This is a genomic window from Serinicoccus sp. CUA-874 (genome assembly GCF_001942225.1).
In the GTDB taxonomy this organism is placed as follows: Bacteria; Actinomycetota; Actinomycetes; order Actinomycetales; family Dermatophilaceae; genus Ornithinicoccus; species Ornithinicoccus marinus.
Genome location: NZ_MKJZ01000036.1, coordinates 196,080 through 222,263, shown reverse-complemented (window position 1 = coordinate 222,263; position 26,184 = coordinate 196,080). Strand labels below are relative to the sequence as shown.

Annotated in this window: 29 protein-coding genes and 1 pseudogene; 18 read left to right on the top strand and 12 right to left on the bottom strand. The window is 74.0% G+C overall.

All coding sequences use genetic code 11. The annotated features are described in order from the left end of the window. Positions 1 to 43 precede the first annotated feature (43 nt). The gene (locus tag BJF80_RS19410) at positions 44 to 1,237 is read right to left on the bottom strand and encodes an LCP family protein (RefSeq protein ID WP_075814679.1); all 1,194 of its coding nucleotides are present in this window, start codon (positions 1,235 to 1,237) and stop codon (positions 44 to 46) included. An 86-nt stretch (positions 1,238 to 1,323) separates the two neighbouring features. On the opposite strand from BJF80_RS19410, the gene ygfZ reads away from it, so the two are divergent. The 4 genes from ygfZ (at position 1,324) to BJF80_RS14555 (ending at position 4,243) form a co-directional block, all read left to right on the top strand. Further along, positions 1,324 to 2,364, top strand: coding sequence for a CAF17-like 4Fe-4S cluster assembly/insertion protein YgfZ (gene ygfZ, locus BJF80_RS14570; protein WP_075814759.1), 1,041 nt, complete (start codon positions 1,324 to 1,326; stop codon positions 2,362 to 2,364). A gap of 18 nt (positions 2,365 to 2,382) precedes the next feature. After that, positions 2,383 to 3,396, top strand: a complete 1,014-nt coding sequence (locus BJF80_RS14565) for an asparaginase (RefSeq protein WP_075814677.1) — start codon at positions 2,383 to 2,385, stop codon at positions 3,394 to 3,396. Between the two features lies 1 nt (position 3,397). After that, a complete protein-coding gene (gene dtd, locus BJF80_RS14560) occupies positions 3,398 to 3,823 on the top strand; it encodes a D-aminoacyl-tRNA deacylase (protein WP_075814676.1) in 426 nt (141 codons plus the stop codon). Between the two features lie 90 nt (positions 3,824 to 3,913). Next, complete coding sequence (locus tag BJF80_RS14555) at positions 3,914 to 4,243, top strand: DUF2516 family protein (RefSeq protein ID WP_075814674.1); 330 nt, start codon at positions 3,914 to 3,916, stop codon at positions 4,241 to 4,243. A gap of 68 nt (positions 4,244 to 4,311) precedes the next feature. Here the strand turns inward: BJF80_RS14555 and BJF80_RS14550 are convergent, their stop codons facing one another. After that, complete coding sequence (locus BJF80_RS14550; protein ID WP_075814672.1) at positions 4,312 to 5,142, bottom strand: class I SAM-dependent methyltransferase; 831 nt, start codon at positions 5,140 to 5,142, stop codon at positions 4,312 to 4,314. Positions 5,143 to 5,182: 40 nt separating this feature from the next. On the opposite strand from BJF80_RS14550, the gene mshA reads away from it, so the two are divergent. The 3 genes and pseudogenes from mshA to BJF80_RS14535 all read left to right on the top strand — a co-directional run bounded on the left by mshA (position 5,183) and on the right by BJF80_RS14535 (position 7,778). Continuing rightward, complete coding sequence (gene mshA / locus BJF80_RS14545) at positions 5,183 to 6,475, top strand: D-inositol-3-phosphate glycosyltransferase (protein ID WP_321166418.1); 1,293 nt, start codon at positions 5,183 to 5,185, stop codon at positions 6,473 to 6,475. Beyond that, positions 6,468 to 7,013 carry a type III secretion system chaperone family protein gene (locus BJF80_RS14540; protein ID WP_075814670.1) on the top strand — a complete coding sequence of 182 codons (546 nt, stop codon included), beginning with the start codon at positions 6,468 to 6,470 and terminating at the stop codon, positions 7,011 to 7,013. Before mshA ends, BJF80_RS14540 begins: the two co-directional genes overlap by 8 nt. A 10-nt stretch (positions 7,014 to 7,023) precedes the next feature. Next, positions 7,024 to 7,778: pseudogene (locus BJF80_RS14535) on the top strand (phosphoglyceromutase). A 13-nt stretch (positions 7,779 to 7,791) separates the two neighbouring features. Here the strand turns inward: BJF80_RS14535 and BJF80_RS14530 are convergent. Together BJF80_RS14530 and BJF80_RS14525 are read right to left on the bottom strand one after the other, a co-directional pair. After that, positions 7,792 to 8,475: a response regulator gene (locus tag BJF80_RS14530; RefSeq protein WP_022925966.1), complete on the bottom strand. Its 684-nt coding sequence runs from the start codon at positions 8,473 to 8,475 to the stop codon at positions 7,792 to 7,794. Then, positions 8,472 to 9,725 carry a sensor histidine kinase gene (locus tag BJF80_RS14525; RefSeq protein ID WP_075814668.1) on the bottom strand — a complete coding sequence of 418 codons (1,254 nt, stop codon included), beginning with the start codon at positions 9,723 to 9,725 and terminating at the stop codon, positions 8,472 to 8,474. The genes BJF80_RS14530 and BJF80_RS14525 overlap by 4 nt, the downstream gene beginning before the upstream one ends. Positions 9,726 to 9,929: 204 nt before the next feature. On the opposite strand from BJF80_RS14525, the gene phoU reads away from it, so the two are divergent. Then, complete coding sequence (gene phoU, locus BJF80_RS14520) at positions 9,930 to 10,628, top strand: phosphate signaling complex protein PhoU (protein WP_075814666.1); 699 nt, start codon at positions 9,930 to 9,932, stop codon at positions 10,626 to 10,628. Between the two features lie 36 nt (positions 10,629 to 10,664). On the opposite strand, the gene BJF80_RS14515 is transcribed toward phoU, so the two are convergent. Then, entirely contained in the window at positions 10,665 to 11,213 is a 549-nt protein-coding gene (locus BJF80_RS14515) for a hypothetical protein (protein WP_075814664.1), read from the bottom strand. Positions 11,214 to 11,466: 253 nt separating this feature from the next. Here BJF80_RS14515 and BJF80_RS14510 point away from each other — a divergent pair, with 253 nt between their 5' ends. Genes BJF80_RS14510 through ispF form a run of 3 tightly spaced genes read left to right on the top strand, consistent with a single transcriptional unit; the run spans position 11,467 to position 13,653 of the window. Next, positions 11,467 to 11,949: a CarD family transcriptional regulator gene (locus BJF80_RS14510; protein WP_022925970.1), complete on the top strand. Its 483-nt coding sequence runs from the start codon at positions 11,467 to 11,469 to the stop codon at positions 11,947 to 11,949. 13 nt (positions 11,950 to 11,962) lie between these two features. Then, entirely contained in the window at positions 11,963 to 13,174 is a 1,212-nt protein-coding gene (ispD, locus tag BJF80_RS20510; protein WP_269087412.1) for a 2-C-methyl-D-erythritol 4-phosphate cytidylyltransferase, read from the top strand. Next, positions 13,171 to 13,653 (top strand): 2-C-methyl-D-erythritol 2,4-cyclodiphosphate synthase, encoded by a 483-nt coding sequence (ispF, locus tag BJF80_RS14500; protein ID WP_028131197.1) that lies wholly within the window; start codon positions 13,171 to 13,173, stop codon positions 13,651 to 13,653. Before ispD ends, ispF begins: the two co-directional genes overlap by 4 nt. A 198-nt stretch (positions 13,654 to 13,851) precedes the next feature. Here ispF and BJF80_RS14495 read toward each other — a convergent pair whose 3' ends face one another. From BJF80_RS14495 to BJF80_RS14480, 5 genes are all read right to left on the bottom strand, one after another. Continuing rightward, positions 13,852 to 14,328, bottom strand: coding sequence for a P-loop nucleotide/nucleoside kinase family protein (locus tag BJF80_RS14495; RefSeq protein ID WP_083673707.1), 477 nt, complete (start codon positions 14,326 to 14,328; stop codon positions 13,852 to 13,854). 1 nt (position 14,329) lies between these two features. Continuing rightward, the gene (locus tag BJF80_RS19130) at positions 14,330 to 14,488 is read right to left on the bottom strand and encodes a hypothetical protein (protein ID WP_187344379.1); all 159 of its coding nucleotides are present in this window, start codon (positions 14,486 to 14,488) and stop codon (positions 14,330 to 14,332) included. A gap of 1 nt (position 14,489) precedes the next feature. Continuing rightward, a complete protein-coding gene (locus tag BJF80_RS14490) occupies positions 14,490 to 15,164 on the bottom strand; it encodes a class E sortase (RefSeq protein WP_083673706.1) in 675 nt (224 codons plus the stop codon). Positions 15,165 to 15,443: 279 nt separating this feature from the next. Next, positions 15,444 to 15,683 (bottom strand): hypothetical protein, encoded by a 240-nt coding sequence (locus BJF80_RS18560; RefSeq protein WP_075814660.1) that lies wholly within the window; start codon positions 15,681 to 15,683, stop codon positions 15,444 to 15,446. Continuing rightward, positions 15,677 to 16,408: a hypothetical protein gene (locus BJF80_RS14480; protein ID WP_075814657.1), complete on the bottom strand. Its 732-nt coding sequence runs from the start codon at positions 16,406 to 16,408 to the stop codon at positions 15,677 to 15,679. The genes BJF80_RS18560 and BJF80_RS14480 overlap by 7 nt, the downstream gene beginning before the upstream one ends. A gap of 342 nt (positions 16,409 to 16,750) precedes the next feature. Between BJF80_RS14480 and BJF80_RS14475 the strand changes: the two genes are divergently transcribed. The 5 genes from BJF80_RS14475 to BJF80_RS14455 all read left to right on the top strand — a co-directional run bounded on the left by BJF80_RS14475 (position 16,751) and on the right by BJF80_RS14455 (position 20,168). Next, entirely contained in the window at positions 16,751 to 17,902 is a 1,152-nt protein-coding gene (locus tag BJF80_RS14475) for an S-(hydroxymethyl)mycothiol dehydrogenase (RefSeq protein ID WP_075814655.1), read from the top strand. Further along, the gene (locus BJF80_RS14470; RefSeq protein WP_075814653.1) at positions 17,899 to 18,528 is read left to right on the top strand and encodes an MBL fold metallo-hydrolase; all 630 of its coding nucleotides are present in this window, start codon (positions 17,899 to 17,901) and stop codon (positions 18,526 to 18,528) included. The genes BJF80_RS14475 and BJF80_RS14470 overlap by 4 nt, the downstream gene beginning before the upstream one ends. Before the next feature lie 41 nt (positions 18,529 to 18,569). Then, a complete protein-coding gene (locus tag BJF80_RS14465; RefSeq protein ID WP_022925974.1) occupies positions 18,570 to 18,845 on the top strand; it encodes a hypothetical protein in 276 nt (91 codons plus the stop codon). 115 nt (positions 18,846 to 18,960) lie between these two features. Next, positions 18,961 to 19,725, top strand: coding sequence for a YidC/Oxa1 family membrane protein insertase (locus tag BJF80_RS14460; RefSeq protein ID WP_022925975.1), 765 nt, complete (start codon positions 18,961 to 18,963; stop codon positions 19,723 to 19,725). Between the two features lie 20 nt (positions 19,726 to 19,745). Next, a complete protein-coding gene (locus tag BJF80_RS14455) occupies positions 19,746 to 20,168 on the top strand; it encodes a hypothetical protein (protein ID WP_143554138.1) in 423 nt (140 codons plus the stop codon). 58 nt (positions 20,169 to 20,226) lie between these two features. Here the strand turns inward: BJF80_RS14455 and BJF80_RS14450 are convergent, their stop codons facing one another. Continuing rightward, positions 20,227 to 22,518 (bottom strand): glycoside hydrolase family 31 protein, encoded by a 2,292-nt coding sequence (locus BJF80_RS14450; RefSeq protein ID WP_075814647.1) that lies wholly within the window; start codon positions 22,516 to 22,518, stop codon positions 20,227 to 20,229. Positions 22,519 to 22,527: 9 nt separating this feature from the next. Next, entirely contained in the window at positions 22,528 to 23,358 is an 831-nt protein-coding gene (locus tag BJF80_RS14445; protein WP_075814645.1) for an alpha/beta fold hydrolase, read from the bottom strand. 280 nt (positions 23,359 to 23,638) lie between these two features. On the opposite strand from BJF80_RS14445, the gene cysS reads away from it, so the two are divergent. Together cysS and rlmB are read left to right on the top strand one after the other, a co-directional pair. Continuing rightward, positions 23,639 to 25,099 carry a cysteine--tRNA ligase gene (cysS, locus tag BJF80_RS14440; RefSeq protein ID WP_075814642.1) on the top strand — a complete coding sequence of 487 codons (1,461 nt, stop codon included), beginning with the start codon at positions 23,639 to 23,641 and terminating at the stop codon, positions 25,097 to 25,099. A gap of 11 nt (positions 25,100 to 25,110) precedes the next feature. Continuing rightward, entirely contained in the window at positions 25,111 to 26,079 is a 969-nt protein-coding gene (rlmB, locus tag BJF80_RS14435) for a 23S rRNA (guanosine(2251)-2'-O)-methyltransferase RlmB (protein WP_075814639.1), read from the top strand. Positions 26,080 to 26,184: the final 105 nt, after the last annotated feature.

Here is a 26,184-nt window from a genome sequence, read left to right as displayed (position 1 = left end):
GACCATCGTAGGGGCGGGTGGCGGGAGGCCGCCCCGCCGCGGGTCAGCCGCCGAAGCCGGAGCGGGGGGACACCGGGTCGGTGTAGTCCTCCATGGTGTCGTTCTTCAGGTGCTCGGAGAGGGTGGCCATCTGGTCCTGCGCCATGACCACGATGGACCCGGCGACCGGGTGGTTCTCGATGCCGCTCCACGGGGCGGTCTCGAAGTGGATGTCGCCGCCGCGCACGCCGCGCATCTGGAAGCCCAGGTCGCGCATCTCACCCACCTGCAGGTCGGCGTCGACGGTCAGGTTGGTCGTGGCGGCGTCGACGAAGCGCGCCAGCCGTGCCGGGTTGGTCAGCGTCTCCCGGGACAGCGCCTTGGTCATGATCCCCTGGATGAAGGCCTGCTGGCGCTGGCCCCGGGAGATGTCGCCCTGGGAGAGGGCATACCGCTCCCGCACGAACTCCAGCCCGGTCGCTCCGTCCATGTGCATGACGCCCGCGGGGAAGCCCGGGGATGCCTCGGCCACGTTGACGTCGACCCCGCCGATGGAGTCGGTCATCGCCTGGAAGCTCTGGAAGTTGACCACGACGACGTGGTCGATGGGCACGTCCACCAGCGGCTGGAGCGTCTGCACCAGCAGCGGGGCGCCGCCGTAGGCGTAGGCGGCGTTGATCTTGGAGGAGCCGCCGGTGCCGGCGATGGGGACGAACAGGTCGCGGGGGAAGTGGACGAGGTCGACTCGGTCCCGCTCGTCGTTGATGTGCATGAGCACTATGACGTCGGAGCGGCCCCGCTCCACCGACAGGTCCCGGCTGTCCGAGCCGATGATGAGGAAGTTCTGCGCCTCGCCGGCCTCGGCGGGACGCGCCGGGGTCTGCGCCTGGAACTCGCTCTCGCCGACGTCGACGGCCTCGCCGTCCTCGCCGACGATCGGGGCGGTGCCCTCCTCATCGGTCTCCACCGGGCCGTCGAGGTCGACCGAGCCCTCGGCGTCGGGGTCGTCGTCTGGCTGCGTGGTCCCGAAGCGGTCCGGGGAGATCGTCACCGTGGCGTCGTCCTGGGCGTTGAGGTCCTCCCGCTCGATGTTGCCCTCGACCGTCCGCTGGAGGTAGAAGGCATACCCGCCGAGCGCGAGGACGCCGAGCAGCGCCAGGACGCCGATGCCGGCGGCGAGGGCGCGCAGCGGGCGTCGGCGGCGGGGCTCGCGGGGGGTGCCGGGGCGCGCCGGCCCGGAGATGTCGTCATCCCTCATGCGACCGGAGTCTACGGCTGGTTTCTCGGGGATCCCTGGACGCGCGTACCGTGGAGGTGCAGGTCAGGACGAGGAAGGACGCACCCATGCACGTGCTGCTGGACCGGCCCGGAGCGGTCGAGGCCGAGGGGCCGGACGCCGGGGTCGCGGCGCACTACGGCGACCCGCACCGGGAGCAGCGGCTGCTCGCCGAGGGGCTGGCCGTCGTCGACCTGTCGCACCGCGGGGTGGTCACGGTCTCCGGCCCGGACCGGCTCAGCTGGTTGCACTCGCTCACGAGCCAGCAGCTGACCGACCTGCCGCCACGCCGCTCGACCGAGACGCTCATCCTGTCGCCGAAGGGGCACGTCGAGCACGCGTTGCACCTCGTGGACGACGGCGAGCGCACCTGGATCACGACCGAGCCCGGGGCCGCGCCCGCGGTGGCCGGGTGGCTGGACTCGATGCGCTTCATGCTGCGCGTCGAGGTCGAGGACGTCAGCGCCGCGTATGCCGTGCTCGGCGAGCCGGTCTCGCGCGAGTCGGTGGACGGGGAGCCGGTCGCGTGGGTCGACCCGTGGCCGGGGCCGGTGGGCGACACCTTCAGCTACGGGCCGGAGGGCGCCGAGCACCCCGGCACCGGACGGGCCTGGCGCGAGCTCATCGTGCCCCGCGAGGACCTCGCCGCGACCGTCGGCGACCGGCCGCTGGCCGGCACCTGGGCCGCCGAGGCCCTGCGCGTCGCGGCCTGGCGCCCGCGCGCGGGCGTCGACACCGACCACCGCACGATCCCGCACGAGCTGGACTGGCTGCGGACCGCGGTGCATCTGCACAAGGGCTGCTACCGGGGCCAGGAGACGGTCGCCCGGGTGAAGAACCTCGGCCGCCCGCCGCGCCGGGTCGTCTTCCTGCACCTGGACGGCTCGGGCCACGTCATCCCCGAGGCGGGCGCGGAGCTCACGCCGCTCGACGGCGGGCGACCCGTCGGGCAGCTCACCAGCGTCGCCCGGCACGCCGAGGACGGCCCGGTCGCGCTCGCGCTGGTCAAGCGGACCCTTGACCCGGGTCTGACGCTGCTCGCCGACGGCACCGCCGCCGCCCAGACGGCGATCGTCCCGGCTGACGGGCCGCGGGCGCGCCAGTCCTGACCTGGCAGGATCGGGGCTATGCCCTCACCGACGCAGCAGACCTCCGACTCGCCGCTGGCCGACGCCCCCGTCGTCGCGGAGGTGGTCCGCGGCGGGTTCGTGGAGTCGGTGCACCACGGTGTCGTCGCGCTGACCGACGCCGACGGGACCGTCGACCTCGCGATGGGCCCCGTCGACGCCCCGGTCCTGCCGCGCTCCTCGCTCAAGCCGATGCAGGCGATCGCGATGCTGCGCGCCGGCGCGGACCTGCAGGGCGAGCTGCTCGCCCTGGCCAGCGCCAGCCACTCCGGGCAGCAGCGCCACCTGGACGGCGCGCGCCACATCCTCGCCGCCGTGGGGCTGGACGAGTCGGCGCTGCGCAACACCCCCGACCTCCCGCTGGACGAGGACGAGCGGCGGGCCTGGATCCGGGACGGTGCACCCCCGACCTCGCTCGGGCAGAACTGCTCGGGCAAGCACGCGGGCATGCTCGCGGCCTGCGTCGCCGCCGGGTGGGACACCGCGACCTACCTCGACCCGGGGCACCCGTTGCAGCGGCTCGTGGTCGAGGTGATCGAGGAGTTCACCGGTGAGCGGGTCGAGGTGGCCACCGTGGACGGCTGCGGCGCGCCGGCGCTGGGGGTCTCCTCGGCCGGGCTGGCGCGCGCCTTCGGCCGGATCGCCGCCGCCGAGCCGGGCACCGAGGCCGGCCGGGTCGCCGAGGCGATCCGCAGCCACCCGGAGTTCCTCGGGGGCACCGGCCGCGACGTCACCGAGCTCATCTCCGCCGTCCCGGGCCTCATCGCCAAGGATGGCGCCGAGTCGGTGTATGCCGTCGGCCTGGCGGACGGGCGCGGGCTGTCGGTGAAGATCACCGACGGGGGCGAGCGCGCGCGGGTCGTCGTCACGACCGCGGTCCTGCGCCGGGCGGGGGTCGACGGGCTCGGCCCGCAGGCCGGACCGACCATGGACGCGCTCGACGCCCGGGCGGTCGTCCGCGGCCACGGGGAGCCGGTCGGCGAGGTGCGCGCGGTGCTGCCGGGGCAGGGCTGAGGTGCGGTCCGTCCTGCAGCGGGTCAGCCGGGCGGCGGTCCGGGTCGACGGCGTGGTCGTGGGCGCCATCGACCGCCCCGGGATCCTCGCGCTGGTGGCGGCCACCCACGACGACGGTCCGTCGGACGTCGAGACGACTGCCCGCAAGATCGCCGAGCTACGCATCCTGCGCGGCGAGCAGTCGGTCGAGGACAGCGGTGGGGCGGTCCTCGTGGTCAGCCAGTTCACGCTCTACGGCAGCACCCGCAAGGGGCGGCGGCCCTCGTGGGGAGAGGCGGCACCGGGGCCGGTGGCCGAGCCGCTGGTCGACGCGGTGGTCGCCGAGCTGCGGGGCCGGGGGATCGAGGTCGCGACCGGGCGCTTCGGCGCGATGATGGAGGTCGAGCTGGTGAACGACGGCCCGGTCACGCTGATCGTCGACACCTGAGCGCCCCGCCCGTCCTGAGCGCCCCGCCCGTCCTGAGCGCCCCGCCCGTCCTGGGTGCCGCGTCCAGGGACGGGGGCTACGCTGATCGGCATGGGTGTGATCTACGAGGCGCAGAACATGGTCGAGCTGGTCCTGAGCCTCGGCCTCTTCGCCATGATGGTGTGGGCGCTGGCCGACTGCCTGCGCACCCGCCAGGACGCCTTCGTCGCCGCGGGCAAGCGCACCAAGACCTTCTGGTCGCTCGTCACGGGCGGCGCCACCCTGCTCGGCTTCATCTCGATCGGGTCGGCCCTGTCGATCTTCAACGTCATCGCCGTCGTCGCCGCGGCGGTCTACCTCGCCGACGTCCGCCCCGCGGTCAAGTCGGTCCAGGGCCGCGGCGGCTCCAACACCCACATGGGGCCCTACGGCCCCTGGTGACCGGACAGACCTCCCGGACGCCGTAGAGGCGGACACACGGTAGGTTCGATCGGGGTGCGAGGGGCTAATCAGGAGGGCGCGACGGCGGCCCAGTCGAGGCTGAGCTCGCCGAGGCGCCACCGCGCTGGGCCGTCCGCGACCGGCCAGCCGTCCTCGCGCAGCGAGCGCGCGGTCGCGACGAAGCGCTGCCGGGCGCCGAAGCTCGCCAACGGTGCCGCGCGCTCCCAGGCCCGGTCCAGCGCGCCGAGCACGGTATGCACCCGCTCGCCCGGCACGTTGCGGTGGATGAGCGCCTTGGGCAGCCGCTCGGCGACCACCGAGGGCGTCTCCAGGCCGGCCAGCCGCAGCGAGATCGTGAGCGTCCGCGGCGTCGCCACCCCGTCCTCCCCTCGGCGCACGTCCACCCACGCCGCGAGCCGGCCCAGCTCGTCGCAGGTGCCCTCGACCAGCGACCCGCCGGGAGCCAGCCGGTCGACCACCCGCTGCCAGGCCGGTCCGACCTCGACCTCGTCGTACTGCCGCAGCACGTTGAAGGCCCGCACCACCAGCGGCCGTGCGTCGGCGCCCAGCCCCGCCGGCAGCGGCACCTCGAAGCCGCCGCGCGCGAAGTCCACCCACGGCGGGTCGGCCAGCGGTCGGCCGCGCTCCACCCGCGCCGGGTCGATCTCCACCCCGACGACGCGCACGTCCTCCCGGACCCCGCGCAACCGGTCCGCCAGCTCGAGCACGGTGACCGGGGAGGCGCCGTAGCCGAGGTCGACGACCACCGGGGGCCCGGCGGCGGAGCGCAGCAGCCCGCCCAGGGCATACCCGATCCAGCGGTCCACCCGCCGCAGCCGGTTGGGGTTGGTCGTGCCGCGCGTCACGGTGCCGACGGGGCGGCGGGCGGGCGGCGGCATGGGCCCAGCCTAGGCAGCCCGGCGTGCCAGACTGGCGCCCGTGAGCGAGGATCCGGACCGGCACCCCCCGGTGCGGCGGGTCGCGATGGTCTCGCTGCACACCTCGCCGCTGCTGCGCCCCGGGACCGGCGACGCCGGCGGCCTCAACGTCTACGTCGTGGAGACGGCCGCCGAGCTCGCCCGGCGCGGGGTGGAGGTCGACATCTTCACCCGGGCCACCGACGTCGACCAGGCGCGCAGCGTCGAGCTGGAGCCGGGGCTGCCGGTCAGCGTCCACCACGTCCCCGCCGGACCGCTGGAGGGAGTGCCCAAGGAGGTGTTGCCGGGCCACGTCTGCGAGTTCGCCGACGACCTGTCGCGGCACGTCGCCGGGCTCGCGGAGGGCCATTACGACGTCCTTCACGCGCACTACTGGCTCAGCGGTCAGGCCGGCGGGCTCACCTCGCGCCGCTTCGACGTGCCGCTCGTGCAGACCATGCACACCCTGGCCCGGGTCAAGAACCGCGCGCTGGCCGCCGGCGAGCTGCCCGAGCCGCAGGCGCGGATCGACGGGGAGGCCGAGCTCGTCGACCGCGCCGACGCGCTGGTCGCCAACACCCCTGACGAGGCGCGCGACCTCGTCGAGCTGTATGCCGCGGCCCCGACCGCGGTGCACGTCGTGCCACCCGGGGTGGACCTGGACACCTTCCATCCCGGCGACCGGCAGGCGGCCCGGCAGGCCGTCGGGCTGCCGGCGGAGGCGGAGGTGCTGCTCTTCGTCGGGCGGATCCAGCCGCTCAAGGGCCCGGACGTGCTCGTGCGCGCCGCGGGCGAGCTGGTGCGGCGCGACGCGGGGCGGCGCGACCGGCTGGTCGTGGCGGTCCTCGGCGGCCTCTCCGGCTCCGGCCTGGCCCGGCCCGAGAGCCTGCGCCAGGTCGCGCGCGAGGAGGGTGTCGACGACCTGCTGCACCTCGGCCCGCCCGTCTCCCGGGAGGAGCTCGCGACGTGGATGCGGGCTGCCGACGTCGTGGCGGTGCCCTCGCACCACGAGTCCTTCGGTCTCGTCGCCGTCGAGGCGCTGGCCTGCGGCACGCCCGTCGTGGCGGCGCGGGTCGGCGGGCTCCCGCTCGCGGTCGGCGACGTCGGGGTGCTTGTCGACGGGCACGACCCCGGCGACTGGGCGGACGCGCTCGAGCAGGTGCTCGCGGCCCACGCCTCGGACGGGGCGGACGAGGACTGGGTGCGGCGCGCGCAGGAGCATGCGCAGGCATACTCCTGGGAGCGCACCGTCGACGCCCTGCTCGACGCCTACGCCGCCGCCGTGACCGCCCGCCGAGGAGGACACCATGGATGAGACCGCGCTCGCGACGCTGCGCGCCCACCTCGACGCGCTCGACGTGGACTGGGAGGCGGGCACCCGCGCCGGGGAGACGGTCGTCACGCTGCCCGGGGAGCGCAAGCTGCGCACCGTGGTCTCGCTCGTCGTCGGCCAGCGCTCGCTGGAGCTGCGCGCCTTCGTCGTCCGCAACCCGGACGAGAACCACGAGGCCGTCTACCGCTACCTGCTGCGACGCGCGCTGCGGCTGCCCGGCGTGGGGTATGCCGTGGACCGCAGCGGCGACGTCTACCTCACCGGGCGCGTGCCGCTGGCCGGCCTCGAGGAGGACGTGCTCGACGACCTGCTCGGCGCGGTGCTCGCCGCCTGCGACGAGCCCTTCAACGAGCTGCTGCGGCTCGGCTTCTGGACCTCGATCCGGCGCGAGTGGGCCTGGCGCCTCGACCGCGGCGAGTCGACCGCCAACCTCGAGGCCTTCCGGGCCGAGCTGGAGTCGCTGCCCGACGCCCCGCCCGGCACGTTGTCCGACTCGGGCGAGGACCCCAGCGATCGGTAGGGTGGGCGCCATGAGCGAGGCCGCACACACCCTGATCCTGCTCCGCCACGGCGAGAGCCAGTGGAACGAGAAGAACCTCTTCACCGGCTGGGTCGACGTCGACCTGACCCCGAACGGGCACGAGGAGGCGCGCCGCGCCGGCGAGCTGCTGCGGGAGGAGGGGCTGCTGCCGGACGTGCTGCACACCTCCCTGCTGCGGCGCGCCATCACCACCGCCAACACGGCGCTGGACGTCGCCGACCGGCACTGGATCCCGGTCCACCGGCACTGGCGGCTCAACGAGCGCCACTACGGCGCGCTGCAGGGGCTGAACAAGGCGCAGACGCGCGACAAGTACGGCGAGGAGCAGTTCATGGCCTGGCGCCGCGGCTTCGACACCCCGCCGCCGCCCATCGAGGACGACGACGAGTTCTCCCAGGCGGGCGACCCGCGGTATGCCGACCTCGGCGCGACCTGCCCCGCACCGAGTGCCTCAAGGACGTCGTGGCCCGGATGCTGCCCTACTGGGACAGCGACATCGTGCCGGACCTGCGCGAAGGTCAGACCGTGCTGGTCGCGGCGCACGGCAACAGCCTGCGGGCCCTGGTCAAGCACCTCGACGGGATCAGCGACGAGGACATCGCCGGGCTCAACATCCCCACCGGCATCCCGCTGCTCTACGAGCTCGACGCCGACCTCGCCCCGGTGACCCCCGGCGGGCGCTACCTCGACCCGGCCGCCGCAGCCGAGGCGATCCACGAGGTCGCCAACCAGGGCAAGAAGTAGGACGCCGCCCGGGTCAGCTGGTCTCGAACTTGTAGCCCAGCCCGCGCACGGTCACGATGTGCTGCGGAATCGACGGGTCCGGCTCGATCTTGGCCCGCAGCCGCTTGACGTGCACGTCGAGGGTCTTGGTGTCGCCGACGTAGTCGCTGCCCCAGATCCGGTCGATGAGCTGGCCCCGGGTCAGGACGCGGCCGGCGTTGCGCAGCAGCATCTCCAGCAGCTCGAACTCCTTGAGCGGCAACGACACCGACTCCCCGTGGACGGACACGGTATGCCGCTCGACGTCCATCCGGACCGGCCCGGACTCGACCGTCGACGGCATGAGCTCCTCGGGCTCGCTCTGCCGGCGCAGGACCGCCTTGATCCGGGCGAGCAGCTCCCGCCCGGAGTAGGGCTTGGTGACGTAGTCGTCCGCCCCGAGCTCGAGCCCGACGACCTTGTCCACCTCGGAGTCCTTCGCGGTGAGCATGATGACCGGCACGCTGGAGCGCTGCCGCAGCGCGCGGCAGACGTCCACGCCGGACATCCCGGGCAGCATGAGGTCGAGCAGCACCAGGTCGGCGCCGCCGCGGTCGAACTCGGCCAGGCCCTCGGTCCCGGATTCGGTGACGGTGACGTCATACCCCTCCTTCTCGAGCAGGTAGGACAGCGGGTCGGAGAAGGACTCCTCGTCCTCCACCACCAGGATCCGGGTCATCGGGTCACCTTTCCTCGGGGCGTCGCGGCCAGGGCGGTCGGCGGCGGGGTCCCGCCGTGGGCTGGGTCGGGCACCCGGGCCGGTCGGCCCTGGCGGTGCGGGGCGGGGGAGCCGGGGGCGCGCGGATCGTCGACGGCGGGGAAGCGGAGGGTGAAGGTCGAGCCCTGCCCCTCCTCGCTCCACACCGACACCGACCCGCCGTGCCCGGCGCTGATGTGCTTGACGATGGACAGCCCGAGCCCGGTGCCGCCGGTGCGGCGGGAACGGGCCGGGTCCACCCGGTAGAAGCGCTCGAAGATGCGCTCCTGGTCCTCGGTCGAGATGCCGCGCCCCTGGTCGGAGACCGACACCTCGACGACGTCCTGGGTGCGGCGGGTGACGACGCCCACCCGGGTGCTGTCCTCGGAGTAGGCGATCGCGTTGGTGACCAGGTTGCGGATCGCCGTGGTCACCAGCTCGCGGTCGCCGTAGATCCGCAGCTCCTCCGGGCGGCCCGCGGGGGCGGCCACGACGGTGCGGTCACCGGCGACCACCCGGGTCTGCTCGACCGCTTCCGCGGCGCACGCGGCGACGTCGACGAGGACCATGTCGGCCAGCAGGTCGTTGGCCTGGAGCCGGGACAGGTCGACGATCTCGGCGACCAACCGGGTGAGCCGCTCGCTCTCGGTCGTCATGCGGCCGGCGAAGCGGCGCACCGCCTCCGGGTCGTCCGCGGCGTCCAGCACCGCCTCCGCGAGCAGCGCGAGGCCGCCGACCGGGGTCTTGAGCTCGTGGCTGACGTTGACGACGAAGTCGCGGCGCACCGCCTCGACCCGGCGGGCCTGGGTGCGGTCGTCGACGAGGATGAGCGCCAGCCCGTCGGCGAAGGGCGCGACCCGCACCGCCAGCAGCACCTGGCTCGAGGACAGCGGGCCACGGACGATGTCCAGCTCGGCCTCCGCCACCGACCGCTCGCCGAGCACCTGGCCGACCAGCTCGCGCAGCCGGGCGTTGACCAGGTTGTCCCCGCGCACCAGGCCGAAGGCCAGCGCCGCCCCGGTGGCCACGTGCACCCGGGCCGAGCCGTCCACGACGATGGCGCCCGAGCGCAGCACCGACAGGACCTCCTTGACGCCCTCCGGCACCACGACCGCCGGTGCGGGCTCGACCGGCACCCCGGCCGCCCGCCACTCGCGCCGCAGCCACCACAGCAGCAGCACCCCGACGACGCCCAGCGCGGCGCCCAGCAGGCCTGCGGTCAGTGGTTCCACGTGACCAGCCTAGGGTCATCGGCGGACCGCCTCGTGCACATCAGGTGCCCGCACGGTGTCCTGGCGGGTCACTGTTCATCTGCGGGTCGCACCTCGTTCACGTCCCCCTGCCACCGTCCCACTGTGCTGCCGGCTGCCCGGGCGCCGACAATGAAAGCAGCACCCCTTCCACCCCGCACGACGGACGACCGACGAGGAGCATGCATGCGCAGCGCGTTCACCGAAGAGCTCGACCTCATCAGCGAGCAGCTGGTCGAGATGAGCCGGCTGTCCGCGACGGCCCTCCAGCGGGCGACGAGGTCGCTCATGGAGACCGACCTGGGCCTGGCCCAGGAGGTCATCTCCGACGACCAGCTCATCGACGCCCTGCGGCGCGAGCTGGACAACCGCGCGATCGATGTCCTGGCCCGGCAGCAGCCGGTCGCCACCGACCTGCGGCAGATGGTCACCGCCCTGCGCATGAGCTCGGACCTGGAGCGCAGCGGCGACCTGGCCCGGCACGTGGCCAAGCTGACGCGGCTGCGCTTCCCGGCGCACGCCCTGCCCGAGCGGCTGCGCCCGCTCTTCGCCGAGATGGCCACCACCGCCGAGGCGATGGTGCTGCGGGCCGGGGAGATCATCGGCAGCAAGGACGCCGACGGCGCCGCCGAGCTGATGAAGGCGGACGACACCATGGACCGGTTGCACCGCGAGGTCTTCCAGGCGCTGCTCGACCCGTCGTGGTCGCAGTCGACGCAGGTCACCGTGGACGCGACGCTGCTCTCCCGCTACTACGAGCGGTATGCCGACCACGCCGTCTCGATCGCGCTGCGCGTGGTCTACCTCGTCACCGGGGTGTGGCACGACGAGCAGCTGCCCGGGGACGACGAGCGCTTCCCCGCGCGGGTGCCGCGGGAGGCCTGAGCCAGCGGAGGGGGCGCCGGCGGGGCCGGGTCGACCTCAGTGGTCGCCCTCGCCCTCCTCGTGCTCGGCCGGGGGCTCGACGGTGCCGCCGGCGTCGTCGGCGAACTGGGCGTACTGCCCCTGCGGCAGGAGCACCGGGGCGATGGTAGACAGGGCCTCGCCGCCCTCGACCTGCATGCGGATCTCGACGTTCTGCCCGGCCGGCGACTCCAGCGCGTCCAGGACGAGCCGCTGCCCGTCCGAGCCGTCCGGGTCGACGCCGTCCAGCCGTGCCGAGGACTCCGGCTCCACCGTGACCTCGGGGGTGAGGTCGGTCCCGTCGACCGTGACCGTGACCGTGACCGGCTCCGCGGAGGTGTTGATGACCGAGCCGGAGATCACCGCGGGGGCGCCGTCACCCTGGCTGACCACGAGCAGGTCGCGGACGTCGACGACCTCGCCGTCGAGCTCGACGCCGTCCGCGGGGGCATACTCGATGTTGGTCGTCGTCGGGGAGTTGACCGAGCATCCGGCCAGGGCGAGACCCGCGGCGGCGACGAGCGCGCCGGTCCGGCGGGTGGGGCGAGGGGTGCGTGCAGTCGTCACGGGTCCAGCGTAGCGCCCATCCCGGATCGGGTCCCCGCGCGCCGTGCCACCTGCGACGACACCGCTCGGAGAGAGGTGTGCCGGGACCCTCTGGAGGCGGCTCGCGGCAACCCCGGAGGGTGTCCCACAACCCCTCAGATGCACAGAGATTGGTCGTTGTCAAGCCCCTGACCAGCGGAAATATCATCTGGATGATTCTTGCGCCGCCCGGGTGCGTGGTATCCTGGGAGTCCGCGAAAGGGGCTTTACCACGATGACGTTCAAGGTCGGAGAGACGGTTGTCTACCCCCACCACGGGGCCGCTCTCATTGAAGAGATGAAGACACGAACCATCAAGGGCGAGGAGAAGCTCTACCTCAAGCTCAAGGTGGCCCAGGGCGACCTGACGATCGAGGTTCCCGCTGACAACTGCGACCTGGTCGGCGTGCGCGACGTCGTCGGCAAGGAGGGCCTGGACAAGGTCTTCGCGGTGCTGCGGGCCGAGCACACCGAGGAGCCGACCAACTGGTCGCGCCGCTACAAGGCCAACCTCGAGAAGCTCGCCTCCGGTGACGTGATCAAGGTGGCCGAGGTCGTCCGCGACCTGTGGCGCCGCGAGAAGGACCGCGGTCTGTCCACGGGGGAGAAGCGGCTGCTGTCGAAGGCCCGCCAGATCCTCGTCAGCGAGCTCGCGCTCGCCGAGAAGACCAACGAGGACACGGCGGAGGCCACCCTCGACGAGGTCCTCGCCTCCTGACGTCGGGCTCGTCCTGGTCGCTGCCGGCCAGGGCGCCCGCCTCGGGGCGGGGCGACCAAAGGCGCTCGTGCCGGTCGGCTCGCGCCCGGACTCCCGTCCGCTCGTCTGCCGCGCGCTCGAGGGCGCCCTGCGCACGTCCGTCCTGCGGCACCTCGTCGTCGTCGCGCCGCCCGACGGTGACGGTGTGGCGCAGGTGCGGTCCGCGCTGCAGGACGTCCCGACCGGCGACGTCACCGTGGACGTGGTCGCCGGCGGTGAGGACCGGGTCGCCTCCGTGCGGGCCGGGCTCGGCGCCCTCCCCGGCGACGTCGGCATCGTGCTGGTGCACGACGCCGCCCGTGCCTTCACCCCTCCCGAGGTCTTCGACCGCGTGGTGCACGCGGTCCGTGCCGGGCACGCGGCCGTCGTGCCCGCGCTCCCGGTGACCGACACGGTCAAGGCGGTCCGCGACCACGGCGACGTCGAGCTCGTGACCGGCACCCCGGACCGCGCCGGCCTGCGCGCCGTGCAGACGCCGCAAGGCTTCCTGCGAGAGACCCTGGACCGGGCGCACGCGCACGCTGCCGGTGAGGGGCGGCATACCGACGACGCGGGCATGGTCGAGGCCGCCGGGGGGCACGTCGTGGTCGTCCCCGGGCACGCCCGCGCGATGAAGGTCACCACGCCCGAGGACCTGGCGGTCGCCGCGGCGTGGGTCGACGACGAAGGCGAGGCGTCGCGGGAGCCGTGCCTCGTCGTGCTGTCCGGGCTGCCGGGGGTGGGGAAGACGACGCTGGCGCGCGAGCTGTGCCGCCGGACGGGCGCGGCGCACCTACGGGTGGACACGGTGGAGCAGTCGCTCGTGCGGGGTGGTCTGCCCGAGGAGGAGCTGGGCGCGCAGGGGTATGCCGCGACGCTCGCCCTCGCGGCCGACCAGCTGCGCGTCGGGCTGGGGGTGGTCGCCGACCTGGTCAACGCGGCGCCGCGGGCGCGGGCGGCCTGGGAGACCTTGGCGAAGGAGGCGGGGTCGCGGCTCGTGCGGGTGGAGCTGGTCTGCGCCGACCAGGGGGTGCACCGGTCCCGTGTCGAGGGGCGGGCGGGCGAGATCGAGGGCCACCGGCTGCCGACCTGGGAGCAGGTGCAAGAGCGCGAGTGGGAGCCGTGGCCCGGGGCCGAACTGCGGATCGACACCGGGGTCACGCCCGTGGCGGACGCCGTGGCGGCGATCGAGGAGGCCTGCCGATGAGCACGTTGCCGCGCACCGGGATCGGGGTGGACGTGCACGGGTATGCCGCCGACGACCGGACCCTGTGGCTCGCCTGCCTGGAATGGCCGGGGGAGCGGGGCATCGAGGGGCACTCCGACGGGGACGTCGCCGCGCATGCGGCCTGCGACGCGCTGCTCTCGGCAGCCGGGCTGGGCGACCTGGGCTCGGTCTTCGGGACCGGCCGGCCGGAGATGGCGGGTGCGAGCGGGCGGCAGATGCTCGGGCACGTGCTCGGCCTCGTGCAGCAGGACGGCTGGGCCGTCGGCAACGTCGCCGTGCAGGTGATCGGCAACCGGCCCAAGGTCGGGCCGCGCCGGGAGGAGGCGGCCGCCGCCATGTCAGCCGCGCTGGGTGGCGCGCCGGTGTCGGTGAGCGCCACCACCACCGACGGGCTCGGGCTCACCGGCCGCGGCGAGGGTGTGGCCTGCCTCGCGACGGCTCTCGTCGTCCCGGGCTGACCGGCCGGCGGACTCACGCGCGGCCGGGGGGGGGTCTCTGTGAGCCGCGTCGTCCACCGGCAGCCGACTCGTCATCTACCAGCCTCGATGTCATCTGAGCCCCCTCGAACAGGCTGTCAGGTGACATGCCGGCTCGCAGCGGACGAACCGGCTCCCAGTCGCGCGGCGGCCCGGACGTCCGGTCTGCCGGTTCCCGGCTCAGCCGGTGCGGACCACCTCGTGCTCCTCGTCCGGGCCAGGCGCCTCGAACCCCTCGGTGTAGGCCCGGACCGTCGCCCCGTCGAGCACTGCGTCGTCGGCGTGGGCGCCGGACCTGGCCGCCACGCGCTGGACGAGCACCTCGACCGGTGCGGTGACGTGGACCAGCCGGGTGGCGGCGCCGAAGCGGGCGGCGGTCGCGCGGTACTCCTCGCGCATGGCTCGGGTCGAGAAGGAGTAGTCCAGGACGATCTCGGGGATCGCGGCGTGCAGCGCGTCCTCGAGGCGCCGGTCGAGCGCCCCCTTGACCTCGCGGGCGAGCTCGTGCGGCACGGGGTGGGGACCGCGGTAGCCGCGCTCCCAGTACTCCTGGTCGTAGGACAACCGGACGGCGCCCGCGCGCTCCAGGGCACGGGCATACGTCGACTTCCCGGAGCCTGCGGGACCGCACAGGAGGACCACCGTCGAGCCCGCCACGTCAGCCCCGCACGTCCGGGTCGTTGAGCGGCAGGAGCGGCGCGAGCTGCGGGAAGAGCCAGGTGAAGCAGACGACGACGACCGCGGCCAGCGCCAGGAGCGCGAGCAGCAGCCTGACCCAGACCGGGCCGGGCAGGGCGCGCCAGAGAGCGGCATACACCTCAACCACCGACCTCGGGCGGAGGGCCGTCGGCCCGCGGCACGAAGCGGTCGAGCAGCGCGAAGGCCGCGATCCGCTGCGCCGCGCTGAACTTCGGGTGGCAGGCGGTCATCACCATCCACGCCTGCGTGGGCTCCGCGCCCGGCTCGCCGGGCACGTCCGCGATGACCTCGGTCTGCGTGGGCGCGATGATCTCGGTGCGGTCCAGGTCATACACGTGCCATCCCTCGGCCGTCTCGACGACGACCGGGTCGCCGGGGCGCAGCTCGCCGATCGACCACAGCGGCGCGCCGTAGGTCGTGCGGTGCCCGGCGACGGCGAAGTTGCCGACCTCGCCGGGCAGGTCGGTGCTCGGGTAGTGGCCGAGCACCCCGAGGTTGAGGATCGGCAGCGCGACGCCCTGCGCGACCGGGCGCAGCTCCCCGACGGTGGGCAGATGCACCAGTGCGAGGTCCTCGCCCTCGGCCGGAGTCTCTGCTGGCCCACCCCGGCGCTTGCCTCGTCGGGGTCGGCGTCGCCGAGGTCCTCGCCGCCGCCCCCGGAGTCGCTCTCGCCGGTCTCGGTGTCGCTGTCGCTGTCGGTCGCGGGGCCGGGGTACTCCGCCCCGGAGGCGAAGGACTCCTGCAGCGCGGCCACGCGGTCCTCGCTCGTGGCGTCGGCGACGACGTCGGTCCACCAGAACTGCCAGATCGCGAAGAGCAGCACCAACGCCCCGGAGGTGATCATCAGCTCCCCGAGCACACCGCCGGCCGCGCGCGCCGGTCCGCGGGAAGCCTGGGTCACACCGGAGACTGTATGCCGTCGACGGCGGTCTGCCGCTCGGCACGCTTGTGCGGCTGGCTGTGCCTGCGCTGGTGTCTCAGGCGTGCCCAGGAGCACGCGTGGGACGCACGCCGATGCACAAGGGTAGGTATGGGTTCATCGTCAGCGCACCAGGGTAGGGATGGGGCGGCGGTCAGCGCGGTGGGACGACGCGGACCTGCGGCGGCGGCTCCGGCGGGCCGAGCCGGACCAGGGCGTCCACCCGGCTCAGGAAGCTGCTCGGTCGCCGGTAGAGCGTCCACGGAGTCACCCCCAGCACCCGCAGCCCGGCGCTGACCATCGCGCCGTCCTTCTCCACGGTCTGGGCCCAGCGGTCGCCGCCGCGGTCGTCGATGCCCTGGTGGTGCTGCCGGGAGTGGACCTGGATCACCATCCCAGTGCCGCGGCGTAGCCGTCAGGGCACCCGAGGTACTGGCCGGACGACACCTGTTCCAGGCCGATGTTGGTCTGGAGCGGCGGCAGGTCCGGCCGGCCGTCCCAGACCTGTCGCAGCGCCGCCTCGGGCCGCGACCAGGCGCCGTCCCGGAAGGCGTCCAGCCCACGACGTGCGGCCTCCACCTCGCGTCGCGGACGGTGCCACAGCTCGAGGTCGAGCTCGTGCGGGGTGGCCAGCCTGCGCTGCAGGATCGAGATCGCCAGGGCCTCGAGGTCGTCGGGAGACACGGGCTCGCGGGCCGAGGCCTCTGCCAGGGAGCGTGCCGCGCCCGTGATCGCGACCACGCCGTGGCGCCTGGCCACGGGGACGGGGCGGGAGGTCCGCACGACCTCGAGGTCGCCGTGCCGCCGGCTACGCGCGGACGCCGGCGCCAGGAAGTAGGCGCGTCGGGGGTGTGGTGTCGTCAGGCCCCATTCGCGCAGCGCCATCAGCCCTGTCAGCACCGCACGGTCACCGGCCCAGAGGGCTGCGGCAGCGAGCATGGTCGGCGGGTCGAGCGGGCCCCGGTGGGCGGCGATGACCTGGGGGTAGGCGGTCTGCCACGTCGTCGAGCGCCGGTGCCGGATCTGTGGGGTGGTCCACCCCGCGTCCAGGAGCTGGGCATGGGTCGCCAGCCCCTGCTGGCCGGGGATCGTGGGGAACGCGGGCTCGTCCGTGGGCATACGTCCCAGGGTGGCGCGAACGGCCCGGCGCCCGCTCCGGGCCTGTGGACAGAGCACCCTTGTGCGCGCACTCGTGCAGGATCGTGCGACACGAGCGTGCCCAGAAGCACCCCTGGGACACCAAGATCCGCACGAGCGGACGCACAAGGGTGCGATGGGGCGGGCAGGCGAGGTATGCCGGCTGGTGGCTGGCGGCTGGCGGCTGGGTGGCTGGGGCTGGTGGGTGGGGCTGGGGGGTGACGCGGGTGCGCGGAGTGGTCGGCCCCGGGGGGCGCGGGTGCACGGGCGGGCGCCGCGGCATACGGTGGGCGCCAGCAGCTTCGCCAACCCCGAGGAGTCACCGTGCCGCAGACCGTCAAGGGCGTCATCGTCCGCAGCAAGGGCGTCGACGTGGAGGTCGTCGACATCGTCGTGCCCGACCCCGGGCCGGGCGAGGCGGTGGTGAAGGTCGAGGCGTGCGGCGTGTGCCACACCGACCTGCACTACCGTGAGGGCGGCATCAACGACGAGTTCCCGTTCCTGCTCGGCCACGAGGCGGCCGGCACGGTCGAGGCGGTCGGCGAGGGCGTCACCGAGGTGGAGCCGGGGGACTTCGTCATCCTCAACTGGCGCGCGGTCTGCGGCCAGTGCCGGGCGTGCGCCAAGGGGAAGCCGTGGTACTGCTTCGCCACGCACAACGCGAGCCAGAAGATGACGCTGGCCGAGGGCGACGAGATGGCCGGCACCGAGCTGAGCCCGGCCCTCGGCATCGGCGCCTTCGCGGAGAAGACTCTGGTGCACGCCGGCCAGTGCACCAAGGTCGACCGGGAGGCATCGGCGGTCGCGGCCGGCCTGCTCGGCTGCGGGGTCATGGCCGGCGTCGGCGCGGCGGTCAACACCGGCGGCGTGACCCGCGGCGACTCGGTCGCCGTCATCGGGTGCGGTGGCGTGGGTGACGCGGCGATCGCGGGGGCGGCGCTCGCGGGAGCCACGACCGTCATCGCCGTCGACGTGGACGACCGCAAGCTCGAGACCGCCCGAGGGTTCGGCGCGACGCATACCGTCAACAGCAAGGACCAGGACGCGGTCGAGGCGATCCAGGAGCTCACCGGCGGCAACGGCGCCGATGTCGTCGTCGAGGCCGTGGGGCGCCCGGAGACCTACCGGCAGGCGTTCTACGCCCGCGACCTGGCCGGCACCGTGGTGCTCGTCGGTGTCCCCACCCCGGAGATGGAGGTCACGCTGCCGCTCATCGACGTGTTCGGGCGGGGCGGCGCGCTGAAGTCGAGCTGGTACGGCGACTGCCTGCCGAGCCGTGACTTCCCCATGCTCATCGACCTCTACCGCCAGGGACGCTTCGACCTCGACGCCTTCGTCACCGAGACGATCGGCATCGGCGACGTCGAGTCCGCCTTCGCCAAGATGCACCGCGGTGACGTGCTGCGCTCGGTCGTGGTCCTCGACGAGGCCGCCGCGGGCGACGAGGTCGGCGCCACCGGGGGGAGCCACGCATGAGCGCGCGCATCGACCACGCGACGACCAGCGGCACCTTCGAGCTGGACGGCGGCTCGTGGGACGTCGACAACAACGTGTGGGTGCTCGGTGACGACACCGAGTGCGTCGTCATCGACGCGCCGCACGACGCCGCCGCGATCGCCGCGGTCGTCGGCGACCGGCAGGTGCGGGCCATCCTGCTCACCCACGCGCACAGCGACCACGTGGACGCCGCGCTCGACCTGCGCGAGCGGGTCGGCGCCCCGCTCCACCTGCACCCCGACGAGGCGCCGGTCTGGGAGCTCACCCACCCCGACGCCCGCTGGGACGAAGACCTCGCCGACGGGCAACGGATCGAGGTCGCCGGGGTCACCGTCGAGGTGCTGCACACCCCGGGCCACGCCCCGGGTGCCTGCTGCTTCCACGTCCCGGAGCTCGGCGTGGTCTTCTCCGGCGACACGCTCTTCGAGGGTGGGCCGGGGGCGACCGGCCGGTCGTTCAGCGACTTCGACGTCATCGTCGAGTCGATCACCGAGCGGCTGCTGACGCTGCCCGAGGACACCACGGTCTACACCGGCCACGGCGGCACGACCACCATCGGGGCGGAGGCGCCGCACCGGCAGGAGTGGATCGACCGGGGGCACTGAGCGCCCGGCGTCGTCGTCGGCGGCGGAGTAGGCTGGCGACCGTGAGCCGGATCGAGCAGCTGCCCCTCCTGGGCTTCGTGCTGTCGCTGCTCACCCTTGTGGCGCTGGCCTCGAGCCTCTCCTCGCCGGACCACCTCCTGCTGACCCTGGCGCTGGCCGGGGTATGCCTGCTCGGCGCCTCGCACCTGGTGCAGCCGTTGCGGGCCGGGGTGGTCTCGGCGCAGCACCGCAGCGAGGTGTGCCGGGCGCACGGCGTGCGCTCGAGCGACCCCGACCGGCCGGGTCGGGCACGTCCTCGCGCTCCTGGTCCGGGCTGAGCCGACCACCCTTCCTCGCGCACGCTCGGGGACGGGCCGGGTCGGCAGAGGACCCACCCAGCCCACGGCATACCCCCGTGTCGGCGGTATGCCCCCAGCTCCAGGAGCGCCCGCGATGTTCGCCTTCCTCGACCCCGTCCTCGTCCACGTCCACGACCTGCTCGCCCTCCTCGACCCGTGGCTACCGCCCGCGCTGGTCGTCGTCGCCGTGACCCTCGTGGTCCGGCTCGTGCTGCACCCGCTCAACCGGGGCACCGCCCGTGGCACCGCCCGCCGGCGCGAGCTGCAGCCACGCCTGGCGGAGCTGCGCGAGCGGCACCGTCACGACCAGCGCGCGATGCAGCAGGCCATGATGGACCTGCACCGCGAGGAGGGTGTCTCGCCGCTGCCCGGGTGCCTGCCGATCCTCGTCCAGATCCCGGTGCTGGCGATGATCTACCGCCTCTTCACCGCGCCGCAGATCGCCGGCGAGGAGAACCTGCTGCTCGGTCACACCTTCCTCGGGGTGCCGCTGTCGGAGCACCTCACGTCCGCCGGGGCCGGGCACCTGTGGGTGTTCCTGTCGCTCATGGGCCTCACCCTCGTCGTGGCGGCCGTCGCAGCCCGGCAGATGCGGCGGCACCTGGCGCAGGACCGCGAGCTCACCACGCGGCTCGACCCCGGGGCCCGCGACCGGCTGACCGACACCCAGCGGGCCGTGCAGGACTCGATGGAGCAGATGACCCGGGTGCTGCCGCTGATGTCGTTCTTCACCGTCGCGGCAGTTGCCGTGCTACCGCTGGCGGCCGGGGTCTACCTCGTCACCAGCTCGGTCTGGGGCCTGCTCGAGCGGGCGAGCCTGCGGCGGATCTCGGTGCCCTCGTCAGCCGGCGCGACCTGAAGCTGCCCTAGTCTGGCGCGATGGAGCAGGCGGGAACGCGGGTATGGCGCAACGTGCCACGCCTGGTCATGCTGGTGGGCGGACTCAGCGTCGGCCTGCAGGTGGTGGCGCTCGTGCTCCTCATGATCGGTGGGTGGCGGTCCGGGTGGGAACCGTGGTCGGTGTTTCTGCTGGTGGTCATGCCTGTCAACGTGATTCTCATGGCATTGGTGTTGTGGAGCTTCCACGCTCGTTGCACCGAGGCCGACGAGCAAGGCCTGCGTCACCACGAGCCGCTGCTGCGCTCACGGTCGTTCGACCTGCCCTGGAACCAGGTCGCTGATATCCGGGTGCGCCGGGGCGTCGGCAGTGTGGTTGTGGTCGCCACCGAGGATGGCACTGAGCACGCCCTGGAGAGCGTGTTGCCAGCCGCTGTACCTGAGCTGCAGCAGATGTGGCGGTGACACCGCGGCGAGTCGCGGGCGACAGGCGCATAGTCGGCCAGAGCCGAGAGCCGGCCTGCTAGCTCGCGGTCACGATCTCGGTCAGCGCCCCGACGAGCGCGTCGTCGAGGTCGGTCGAGCGCAACTCGTCGGCGACCCGGGCGGGACCACCGCCACCCTCGCCCAGCCCGCGCTGCAGGACGGCCCAGGCCCGCTCCTTGGCGTGGTGCCCGACCTCGGCCGCGTCGAGCAGCGCGAAGCACTCGCCGAGCACGTCGGGCGCGCCGGGACGGGGCAGGTCGACGGCCACCGCCTCGCTCCCCGGCCGCACGAGCACCGGCTCGGGGTCCGCCCCGGCCACGCGCACCGCGAAGGCCCGCCCCTCCGGCAGCACCGTGGCCTCGCCCTCGACCGGCCCGACCACCAGCCGCGAGGCGGCGTCGTCCCAGCGCAGCGGCGTCCGCGCGACCCGCCGGGTCTCCTCCGGGCCGTCGTCGTCCTCGATGAGCACGTGCTCCCCGTCGGCGCCGGGGAAGACGGTCACCTCGACCGTCCGCGGCAGCGCCACCCCGCTGCCGACCTCGTCGGCCGCGGTCAGCGGGAGCACGGTCCCCGCCCGGGCGAAGACCGGCGTGTGCGCCAGGTCGCGGTATGCCGTGATCGTCCGCCCGTGCTCCCCGGCGGCGTAGCGCCGGTGCGTCTGCACATCGAACCAGTTACCGGGCGGCAGCCACAGGGTCGTCGCCGCGAGCCCGACGCCCGCCAGCCGCGGCGTCACCACCGGCGCGCACAGCAGGTCCGCGCCGAAGAAGAAGCTGGTGCGGTGGGCATACGCCTCGTCCCGGCCCGGGTGGCGGTGGTAGACCGGCTCCACCAGCGAGATGCCGTCTGTGGCGGTGCGCTCGGCCATCGTCGCGAGGTAGGGCAGCAGCCGGTGCCGCAGCCGCAGCGCCTCGCCCATGAGCCGCTCGCCCTCGGGTCCGAAGCGCCACGGCTCCTTGCCCTGGAACGGGCTGGCGCTCGCGTGCAGCCGGTTCACCGGCGACCACACCCCGAGCTGCACCCAGCGCACCGCGAGCTCGACGTCCTTGGCGCCGTGCCAGTGGCCGCCGATGTCGTGGCTCCACCAGCCGTAGCCGATGTTGGCCGCGCTCGCGGTGAACTCCGGCTGGAAGGCCAGCGACGCCCAGCTGATGACCGTGTCGCCGCTGAAGCCGATCGGCGTGCGGTGGCTGCCGGGACCGGCATACCGCGAGAAGATCAGCGGCCGCCGGCCGTCCGCGCGCTGCTGCGCGAGGTGTCGCTCGTTGAGGATCCACAGCGGGTCCAGCCCCGGCACCGCACTGTGTGTGCCCTGCTGCCAGTCGATCCACCAGAAGTCGACGCCCTGCTCGGTCAGCGGGCCGGCCACGTGCTCGAAGAAGGCGCGCCAGAAGTCGGGCGAGGCCGGGTCGAACTCGACCGGGTCGCCCGAGGCCGGGTCGACCCCCATCGCCCGGGCCATGCGCGGGTATGCCTCCTCGTGCGCCCGGACCCCGTCCGCCGGGTGGTCGTTGAGGGTGACCACGAGGCCGCGCTCGTGCAGGTCGGCGAGGAAGGCGGTGGGGTCGGGGAAGAGGTCGCGGTTCCAGGTGTAGCCGGTCCACCCGCTGCCGAGCGCCGGGTCGATGTCGACCAGGTGCCAGTCCATGTCGATGACCGCGACGGAGAACGGGACACGGTCGGCGGCGAAGCGGTCGAGCAGCGAGGCATACTCCTGCGCGGAGTAGGGGTGGTAGCGGCTCCACCAGTTGCCGAGCACGAAGCGCGGCACCCGCGGGACCGGCCCGGTCAGCGCGTGGAAGTCGCGCAGCGCTGCGCGGTAGTCGAGGCCGTGGGCGAAGACGTAGAGGTCGATCGCGCCGGACTCGCGCGGCGCGAGGTCGGTGAGCTCGGGCCCGGTGCGGACCAGCGAGGCGGAGTCGTCGAGCACGCCGTAGCCGCCGCGGGACAGGATCGAGGGCTCGAGCGGGGTCCGCCCGTCGACGCCGTCGAGCGTGCGCGTGGTGCCGGGCAGCGGGTCCTCGACCGGCTCCCCGAAGCGCCAGGTGGAGTGGTATGACGTGACCCCGCCGCGGACCTGCACGCTCAGCCCGTGCGGCGAGGGTGGGCCGCCGTCGTAGCGCAGCTCGAAGCCGTCGGTGACGACGCGGACCCCCTCACGCCAGGGCTCGACCTGCGGCGCCAGCCCGCGGCCGGCGGGCAGGTCGCGGTCGAGGACGACCTGGGTGGGGGCGTCGGTGAAGGTGCCCATCGGGCACCACTCGACGCGCAGCAGGTGCGGGGTGAGGGTGGTGAGGCGGCAGCGGTCGTTCTCGTGGACGATCGGCATGCCCCGACCTTACGGTGCGCCGCCGACCTCCAGCGGGTGGGCGTCGAGGAAGGCCGCGACGGCAGCGGCCATCTCGTCGGCGTGCGTGAGGGCCAGGTCGTGCCCCGCGCCGAGGATGACGTGCTCGTCCGCGTGCGGGAGGATCGCGCGGACCCAGTCGCGGACCTGGGCGAACCACGGGCCGCTCTCCGCCCCGCCGACGGAGAGCACCGGGGCGGTGATGCGCGCCGCGTCGTCAGCGCCGAAACGCCACGCCAGCAACGCGGGCACGTCCACCTCGAGGAAGGTCGCGGCGTCGCGCCGCAGCCGGCTCGGGGCGCCGGGGAGCAGCGCCTCGTAGGCCTCTTCCCACCCGGGTCCGGAGAGCATCGTGAGGAAGCCCTTGACCGTGGCGACCGGCCCCTCTCGCCGCGAGCGGGCGAGCAGGTCCCGGTTGGCGGCGACGAAGTCGGGCCCGGCCGCGACGTGCACCGGCGGCGGCTCGACCAAGGTGAGGGTGACCACCCGGTCGGGGTGGTCAGCCGCGAGCCGCAGCGCCACCGCCCCGGCGTAGGACAGCCCCACGACGTGGGCGCGCGCGGTCCCGAGGGCGTCGAGCAGCCCCACCGCGTCTTCGGCGTCCCGCTCGATCGAGCCGGGAGGCGTCGCCAGGTCGCTCCTGGCGTAGCCGCGCCGGTGCTGGACGAGGCAGGCATACCGGCCGGTCGCGGCGACGCGGCGGGCGCAGGGAACCAGCTCGTCGGCGAGCAGCGCGGTCTGCAGCCACAGCACCGGCTCGCCGCGGCCGAGGGCGTCGACCTCGAGGCTGACGTCCCCGACCGGCACCCGGGACCAGGCCATGCCAGGAGCATAGGGCCGGCCCGGCGACCTGCGGTCGGCTCAGGAGCCTCCGCCGCCGTCGCCGGCGACGACGAGATCGGCATGGCCGACGCGGTCCAGGCCGTCGTCGGCACGGGTGGCGAGCAGGAACTCCCCGGCGATGAGCATGACCCGACGCTAGGCCGGAGGCCGGCACCCGGGCATCGGGCGGGGGAAGGAGATCGGCCTTCACCCCCGGGGGGAGGGCGGCGCGGTGACGGGAGGCGGGCATACCCCGGTCCAGCCCGTAACCTTGACCCTTGTGAGCCTGCACCTGTTCGACACCGCCACCCGGGAGCTGCGGCCGTTCGTGCCGCTGCAGGACGGCAGGGTCGGCATCTACATCTGCGGGCTGACGACGCAGGGCAGCCCGCACATCGGGCACGTGCGCTTCGCCGTCGCCTTCGACATCCTGCGGCGGTGGCTCGCGCGTGGGCACGGCTACGACGTCACCCTCGTGCGCAACGTCACCGACATCGACGACAAGATCCTCACCAAGGCGGACGCGGCGGACCGCCCGTGGTGGGCCTGGTCGTATGCCCACGAGCGCGAGACGAGCCACGCGCTCGATCTTCTCGGCGTCCTCCCGGCCACCTACGAGCCGCGGGCGACGGGGCACATCACCGAGCAGGTGGCGCTCATCGACACCCTCGTCGAGAAGGGCCACGCCTATGCCGCGCAGGACGGATCCGGCGACGTCTACTTCGACGTCAACTCCTGGCCGGACTACGGCTCGCTGACCCGGCAGCGGCTGGCCGACATGGAACCGGCCGGTGACGCGGACCCGCGCGGCAAGCGCGACCCCCGCGACTTCGCGCTGTGGAAGGGGCACAAGGAGGGCGAGCCGGCGACGGCGAGCTGGCCGACGCCCTACGGCGAGGGCCGCCCCGGTTGGCACCTGGAGTGCTCGGCGATGGCGCGCAAGTACCTCGGCGACGCCTTCGACATCCACGGTGGCGGCGTCGACCTGCGCTTCCCCCACCACGAGAACGAGCAGGCCCAGTCCCGCGCGGCCGGCCTCGACTTCGCGAACTTCTGGCTGCACAACGCCTGGGTCACGGTCAAGGGCGCCAAGATGGGCAAGTCGCTCGGCAACGCGCTGGCCGTCACCGAGCTGACGAAGACGGTGCGGCCGCTCGTGCTGCGCTTCTACCTCGGGGCCGTGCACTACCGCTCGGTCATCGAGTATGCCGAGGGCTCGCTGGCGGAGGCGGCCGCCTCGGTGGAGCGGATCGAGGGCTTCCTGGAGCGGGCGCTGGGGGCGCTGGGGCTCTCGGCGGGCGAGGTCGTCGACGCCGCCGCGGTGCTGCCCGCCGACGAGGTCTTCCCCGGGGCTTTCCGCGCGGCCCTGGACGACGACGTCAACGTCTCCGAGGGGCTGGCCGTGATCTTCGGTTCGGTGCGCGAGGGCAACCGGCTGCTCGAGGGCGGCGGCGACGCGATCACGGACGGCGGGCTGCGGCATACCGTGCTCCAGGTCGTGGCCATGCTCGACGTGCTCGGCGCCAACCCGCTCGACCCGGGCTGGGGCGGGGCTGCTGACGGTGGGCAGGGCCGTGGCGGCGAGGTGCTCGCGGCGCTGGTCCAGGACCGGCTCGACGCGCGGGCCCAGGCCCGGGCGGACAAGGACTTCGCGACCGCGGACGCCATCCGCGACCAGCTGACCGCGCTCGGCGTGGTCATCGAGGACACACCGGCCGGGGCCCGCTGGGCGCTGCGCTGAAGGAAAGGGACATGGCAGGCAACCAGCGGCGCCGCGCGGCGCGCACCACCAACAAGAAGGGCATGGTCGTCGGCTCCGGCGGCCAGCGCCGCAAGCAGCTCAAGGGCAAGGGCCCGACGCCGCGGGCCGAGGACCGCACCGGGCACCCCGCGGCGCGACGGACCGCGCAGGCGGACAAGGCCAGCGCCGCCCGTGGTGGCGGAGCAGGTCGCGGCGGCTCGGGCGGTCGCCGGGCCAAGGGCTCGACCGAGGTGGTCGCGGGGCGCAACAGCGTGCTCGAGGCGCTGCGCACCGGCGTCCCCGGCACCGCGCTGCACGTCGGCACCCGGATGGAGTCCGACGACCGGGTCAAGGAGAGCATCGCCCTGGCGACCGCGGCCGGCATCGCCGTCATGGAGTCGCCGCGCGGCGAGCTGGACCGGATGACCGACGGCGCCGTGCACCAGGGGCTGGCCCTGACGGTGCCGCCCTACGACTACGCCCACCCCGACGACCTGCTCGCCCAGCAGCTGCCGGGCACGCCGCTGGTGGTGGCGCTCGACGGGATCACCGACCCGCGCAACCTGGGGGCGATCGTCCGCTCGGCCGGTGCCTTCGGCGCCCACGGGGTCCTCGTGCCGGCGCGGCGCTCGGCCGGGATGACGGCCGCGGCGTGGAAGACGTCCGCCGGCGCGGCGGCCCGCATCCCCGTCGCCCAGGCGACCAACCTCACCCGGGCGCTGGAGGCCTACCGCAAGGCCGGCTTCTTCGTCGTCGGGCTCGACGCCGACGGCGACGTCTCGCTGCCCGGGCTCGAGCTGGCCGACCAGCCGCTCGTGGTCGTCGTGGGATCGGAGGGCAAGGGCCTGTCACGGCTGGTCCGCGAGACCTGCGACCAGGTCGTGTCGATCCCCATGGCGGCGGTCACGGAGTCGCTCAACGCCGGCATCGCCACCGCGGTGACGCTCTACGAGATCGCCAGCCTGCGCGCCCGGGGCTGAGCACGCGCGACGCTGCACCAGCCGCGCCAGCCGCTGACTCTCCTCTCACGACCGAGCGTCGCGAATGGTTGTTCCTACCCCCCACCGAGCGCCGTGAGTGGTTGC